The 5,705-nt window shown below is 41.5% G+C and carries 5 protein-coding genes; 4 read left to right on the top strand and 1 reads right to left on the bottom strand.

The window, feature by feature from the left end; genetic code table 11:
- Positions 1-71 precede the first annotated feature (71 nt).
- Positions 72-1,058: an L-lactate dehydrogenase gene (locus tag LIZ08_RS10060; RefSeq protein ID WP_227038800.1), complete on the bottom strand. Its 987-nt coding sequence runs from the start codon at positions 1,056-1,058 to the stop codon at positions 72-74.
- Positions 1,059-1,256: 198 nt separating this feature from the next.
- On the opposite strand from LIZ08_RS10060, the gene gyrA reads away from it, so the two are divergent.
- The 4 genes from gyrA (at position 1,257) to radC (ending at position 5,656) form a co-directional block, all read left to right on the top strand.
- Positions 1,257-3,713: a DNA gyrase subunit A gene (gyrA, locus tag LIZ08_RS10055; RefSeq protein ID WP_227038799.1), complete on the top strand. Its 2,457-nt coding sequence runs from the start codon at positions 1,257-1,259 to the stop codon at positions 3,711-3,713.
- Between the two features lie 13 nt (positions 3,714-3,726).
- The gene (locus tag LIZ08_RS10050) at positions 3,727-4,470 is read left to right on the top strand and encodes a class A sortase (protein ID WP_227038798.1); all 744 of its coding nucleotides are present in this window, start codon (positions 3,727-3,729) and stop codon (positions 4,468-4,470) included.
- Between the two features lie 169 nt (positions 4,471-4,639).
- Positions 4,640-4,918 (top strand): hypothetical protein, encoded by a 279-nt coding sequence (locus tag LIZ08_RS10045; RefSeq protein ID WP_003003299.1) that lies wholly within the window; start codon positions 4,640-4,642, stop codon positions 4,916-4,918.
- A gap of 54 nt (positions 4,919-4,972) precedes the next feature.
- Complete coding sequence (gene radC / locus LIZ08_RS10040) at positions 4,973-5,656, top strand: RadC family protein (protein ID WP_003011667.1); 684 nt, start codon at positions 4,973-4,975, stop codon at positions 5,654-5,656.
- The last annotated feature ends 49 nt before the right edge of the window (positions 5,657-5,705 follow it).

The following is a 5,705-nucleotide window of genomic DNA, read 5'->3' as shown; positions in this document are numbered from 1 at the left end:
ATAAAAACACCCCAAAAGTTAGATTTTTTCTGTCTAACTTTTGGGGTGCGGTTCAGTCTTTTCCAATCAGATTAGTTTTTTGATGCTTCTTGGAATTCAGGGTTTTTCCATGCTTCATCAATAATTGCTTTCAATTCTTTAGCAGAAGCGTGCATTTTTTGAAGTTCTGCATCATTCAATGGAATGTTTACTGGACGTACAATACCGTGTGCTCCAACAACAGCTGGTTGACCGATAAAGACATCATTGATTCCATATTGACCTTCTTGGAATACTGAAAGTGGAAGAACCGCATTTTCATCATCAAGAATAGCCTTAGTGATACGAGCAAGGGCAACAGCGATACCGTAGTATGTAGCACCTTTTTTGTTGATGATGGTGTATGCCGCGTCACGAACACCTTCGAACAATTCAATCAATTCAGATTCTTGAACGTTTTGAGTGTCTTTAAGGAATTCTTCAAGGTTTACACCAGCGATGTTAGCGTGTGACCATACAGCGAATTCTGAGTCACCGTGTTCACCCATGATGTAGGCGTGTACTGAACGAGCATCCACATCCAATTTTTCAGCCAAAGCTTGACGGAAACGAGCAGAGTCAAGTGAAGTACCTGAACCGATAACGCGTTCTTTAGGGAATCCAGAGAATTTCCATGTAGAGTATGTCAATACGTCAACTGGGTTAGCAGCTACGAGGAAGATTCCGTTAAATCCTGATTCAACAACTTGTGTTACGATTGATTTGTTGATCGCAAGGTTTTTACCAACAAGATCAAGACGAGTTTCACCTGGTTTTTGAGGAGCACCTGCAGTAATTACAACAAGATCAGCGTCTGCACAGTCAGCGTACTCAGCCGCATAGATCTTCTTAGGTGAAGTGAAGGCAAGGGCGTGGCTAAGGTCAAGCGCATCTCCGACAGCTTTTTCGTGCAATTGAGGAATTTCGATAATTCCAAGCTCTTGTGCAATTCCTTGGTTAACAAGTGCAAAAGCGTAAGATGAACCTACAGCACCGTCACCGACAAGGATAACTTTTTTGTGTTGTTTAGTCAAATCCATGAGTCTAAACGTCTCCTTCATTTTTTTTTGAGATAGATTCTCATACGACTTCATTCTACCACTTTTGAAAGTCTTTGTCATCTGAAACAGTATGAATCCTTGATGTAAACGTTTTTACGTTTGTGTTCCTAAGAAGAAAAATAGGCTAAAATGTGTTATAATAGTATGGTGAATTAAGTAAAGAGAGGCATTTTTTGAATGCAGGATAATAATCTAATTGATGTGAATTTAACATCAGAAATGAAGACGAGTTTTATCGATTATGCGATGAGTGTTATCGTAGCTCGTGCCCTACCTGATGTTCGGGATGGTTTAAAACCCGTTCACCGTCGTATTTTGTATGGTATGAATGAATTGGGTGTTACGCCAGATAAACCACATAAGAAGTCAGCCCGTATCACAGGGGATGTTATGGGTAAATACCACCCACACGGGGATTTCTCTATTTATGAAGCCATGGTTCGGATGGCGCAATGGTGGAGCTATCGCTATATGCTAGTGGACGGCCATGGGAACTTTGGTTCTATGGACGGAGATGGGGCCGCTGCGCAACGGTATACCGAAGCCCGTATGAGCAAGATCGCACTTGAGATGTTGCGGGATATCAATAAGAATACAGTTGATTTTGCAGATAACTATGATGCCAGTGAGCGGGAGCCCATGGTGCTACCAGCACGCTTCCCTAACCTTCTTGTGAATGGAGCTACAGGGATTGCTGTAGGTATGGCTACCAATATTCCACCTCATAATCTCGGTGAAACAATAGATGCCGTCAAATTGATGATGGACAATCCTGAAGTGACCACTCGTGAACTCATGGAAGTGCTGCCTGGTCCAGATTTTCCAACCGGAGCCTTGGTCATGGGGAAATCAGGTATTCATAAGGCCTATGAAACAGGGAAAGGTTCAATTGTTCTTCGCTCTCGTACAGAGATTGAAGTGACCAAGAGTGGTCGTGAACGGATTGTCGTTACCGAGTTCCCTTATATGGTCAACAAAACCAAGGTTCACGAACATATCGTTCGCTTGGTGCAAGAAAAACGGATCGAAGGGATTACAGCTGTACGTGATGAGTCTAACCGTGAAGGGGTTCGATTTGTGATCGAGGTTCGTAGGGATGCTTCGGCTAACGTTATTTTGAATAACCTCTTTAAGATGACACAAATGCAAACCAATTTTGGTTTCAATATGTTGGCGATCCAAAATGGCGTTCCAAAGATCCTTTCTCTTCGCCAAATTTTAGGTGCTTATATTGAGCACCAGAAAGAAGTGGTGACTCGACGGACCATCTTTGATAAAGAAAAAGCGGAAGCACGTGCCCATATCTTAGAAGGTTTACTCATTGCCTTGGATCACATCGATGAAGTGATCCGGATTATCCGCAATAGCCGGACAGACTCTGAAGCACAAGCTGAATTGATGTCTAAATTTAAGCTTTCTGAACGTCAAAGTCAAGCCATTTTGGACATGCGTCTTCGTCGTTTGACCGGTTTGGAACGAGACAAGATCCAAAGTGAATATGATGATTTGGTTGCCTTGATTGCTGATTTGGCTGATATTTTGGCGAAACCAGAGCGTGTGGCCACCATCATCAAGGAAGAATTGGAAGAAGTCAAACGCAAGTTTGGCGATGCTCGCCGAACTGAGTTGATGATCGGAGAAGTCCTTTCTCTTGAAGATGAGGACTTGATTGAAGAAACAGATGTCTTGATCACCCTTTCTAACAAAGGCTACATCAAACGTTTGGATCAAGCAGAATTTACGGCTCAAAAACGTGGTGGACGTGGGGTTCAAGGAACTGGTGTCAAAGATGATGACTTTGTCCGTGAATTGGTCTCTACGAGCACCCATGATCATTTGCTCTTCTTTACCAATAAGGGGCGTGTCTATCGTCTGAAAGGTTATGAGATTCCAGAATATGGCCGGACAGCCAAAGGATTGCCAATCGTCAACCTCTTAAAATTGGACGAAGGTGAATCGATTCAAACCATTATCAATGTGGAGCAAGACCGCGGTGACGAAGCTTATCTCTTCTTTACGACGCGACAAGGTTTGGTCAAACGGACCAATGTTGCTGAATTTTCGAATATTCGTCAGAACGGTCTCAAAGCTCTGAATCTGCGTGATGAGGATGAATTGATCAATGTCTTCCTTACAGATGGCAATGCTGACGTCATTATCGGTACCAAGTTTGGTTACTCTGTTCGCTTTAATGAGGCTGTAGTCCGCAATATGGGGCGTTCTGCCACAGGTGTACGTGGTGTGAATCTCCGTGAAGGAGACAAGGTTGTAGGTGCTAGTGTCGTTACGGACCAAGATGAAGTATTGATCATCACTGAAAAAGGGTATGGTAAGCGGACAATGGCTAGCGAATACCCAACCAAAGGCCGTGGCGGTAAAGGAATCAAAACAGCCAATATCACAGAGAAAAATGGTCCCTTAGCTGGTCTTTTAACCGTTAAAGGGGATGAAGATCTGATGATCATTACCGATACAGGAGTCATGATCCGTACAAGTGTTGGGAATATCTCTCAAACTGGTCGTTCAACCCAGGGTGTGAAAGTCATGAGACTGGATCAGGATGCGAAAATTGTAACCTTTACAACAGTCCAGCCTGATGAAAAAGATGAAGAAGTAGTGGAAGAAAACGAATAGATAAGGGGACAGCATGTCACGCAAAAGAAAAAAGAAAAAGAGTTTACGCAATACTCTTATCAACATCCTTGCAACACTTTTGATTATTCTCTCACTTCTCTTAATATTCAATGCTCCGATCCGCAATATGATCATGGTTTGGCATACCAACCAATACCAGGTTAGCAAGGTCGATAAAAAGACTATTGATAAAAACAAAGAAGTGAAGACGAGCTTTGATTTCAAACATGTCCAGTCACTCTCGACGGAAGCCGTCATCAATGCCCAATGGCAGGCTCAAAAACTTCCTGTAATTGGGGGAATTTCGATTCCTGAATTGAACATGAACCTTCCGATCTTTAAGGGGCTTGAAAATGTAGCCCTTTACTATGGAGCAGGGACCATGAAGGAAAACCAAGTCATGGGACAAGGCAATTATTCTCTTGCTAGTCACCACGTATTTGGCCTAACTGGAGCTAATGCCATGTTATTCTCACCATTAGAGAAAGCCAAGGCGGGTATGAAGATCTACATCACGGATAAAGAAAAAATCTATACTTATGTCATCTCGTCTGTTGAGACAGTGACTCCGGACCGTGTAGATGTTATTCAAGATCGTGAAGGTGTCAATGAGATCACTTTAGTGACCTGTGAGGATGCTGCAGCGACTTACCGTACGATTGTAAAAGGAAATTTGGAAACCTCTGTTGACTATGACAAGGCTCCAAAAGACATACTGGATTCATTCAGCAAGTCTTATAATCAAATGCAACTTTAAGAAAATAAAGCCCGAGACAGAGATGTCTGGGCTTTTTCTATGTAGGAAGCTAGGAGAAATTCTTGTAAAATTGTAAGAGATTGGTAATATAATGTAAGGAACTTGTCATAATATAAAGGGAAAATCAGTATATAATAAAGGGGAAAGAGTATGATAAGGAGGTAGAATAGTGACAAAAGAGCGAATTTATCATCTCTTGCATCATTTCTATAATCTCTTAGTAAACGATTTTCCACGAAATGGTTTAATTACGAAAGGAATCTATGAAGTAGAGCAGGTCTACCAAGCTTTAGAAGCCATACCTCAGAGCCAGGAGTACTTGATTCGCTGTGAAATTCAACAGTTTTTAAAGGAGCTTGAACAAGTTCAAACAGGTTACCAGATCCGCTTTAATAAAGATGAAGTCTTAGTGTTAGATGATTTGAAACAAGAAATTGCCTGTAAATAATGAAAGATCGTTGTTTTCTCCATTTATTACGAATTAATAAGTGAGGAGGAAATTATGTACGACATATCATTTATTGAACCATCTTTGCTTCCTAGAGAACGTTTGGTTTCTGAAGGAGTGGATAAACTGAGTCATCAAGAATTGTTATCCATTCTCTTACGGACAGGCAATAAGCAAAAAAGCGTTTATGAAATTGCACAAGGGCTTTTGAGTTCGGTTAATAGTTTAAAGGAGTTAAGTCAATTAACTCTAGAGGAGCTACAGGAAATCTCTGGCATTGGCCGGGTGAAGGCCATCGAACTTCAGGCTGTGATTGAGTTTGGACGAAGGATTCATAAAGATGAATTAATGAGTTCTGAACAGATCATGAGCAGCCAGAAATTGGCCCATAAAATTCAACAGGAAATCGGCCATAAGAAACAGGAGCACCTAGTTGCCCTCTATTTAAATACGCAGAATGAAATTATTCATCAACAGACCATTTTTATTGGAACAGTGAATCGAAGTATTGCGGAGCCGCGTGAAATTCTGCATTATGCATTGAAGCACATGGCAACCTCCATTATCTTGGCTCATAATCATCCATCTGGTGCCGTGTTTCCCAGTAAAAATGATGATGAAGTAACTCATCGAGTCTTAGAGGCCTGTGAAGTGATGGGCTTAACCCTATTAGATCACTTGATTGTATCTGAAGAAAACTACTATAGTTACCGTGAAGAAACCGATTATTTGGTATAAAAAAGAGAGTGGGACAGAAATCGGTAATTCGTTAGAATTCGATTTCGTC

Origin of the sequence: Streptococcus sp. 210928-DFI.4.42, from assembly GCF_020554365.1 — a bacterium.
GTDB classification, from domain to species: Bacteria; Bacillota; Bacilli; order Lactobacillales; family Streptococcaceae; genus Streptococcus; species Streptococcus parasanguinis_S.
The sequence above is the reverse complement of the archived record's forward strand: the minus strand, read 5'-3'. Positions and strand labels throughout refer to the sequence as shown.

What these genes read in the sequence shown, in the direction of transcription:
- LIZ08_RS10060 (WP_227038800.1), bottom strand. Translation starts at nt 1,058, where the DNA reads ATGGATTTGACTAAACAACACAAAAAAGTTATCCTTGTCGGTGACGGT.
- gyrA (WP_227038799.1), top strand. Translation starts at nt 1,257, where the DNA reads ATGCAGGATAATAATCTAATTGATGTGAATTTAACATCAGAAATGAAG.
- LIZ08_RS10050 (WP_227038798.1), top strand. Translation starts at nt 3,727, where the DNA reads ATGTCACGCAAAAGAAAAAAGAAAAAGAGTTTACGCAATACTCTTATC.
- radC (WP_003011667.1), top strand. Translation starts at nt 4,973, where the DNA reads ATGTACGACATATCATTTATTGAACCATCTTTGCTTCCTAGAGAACGT.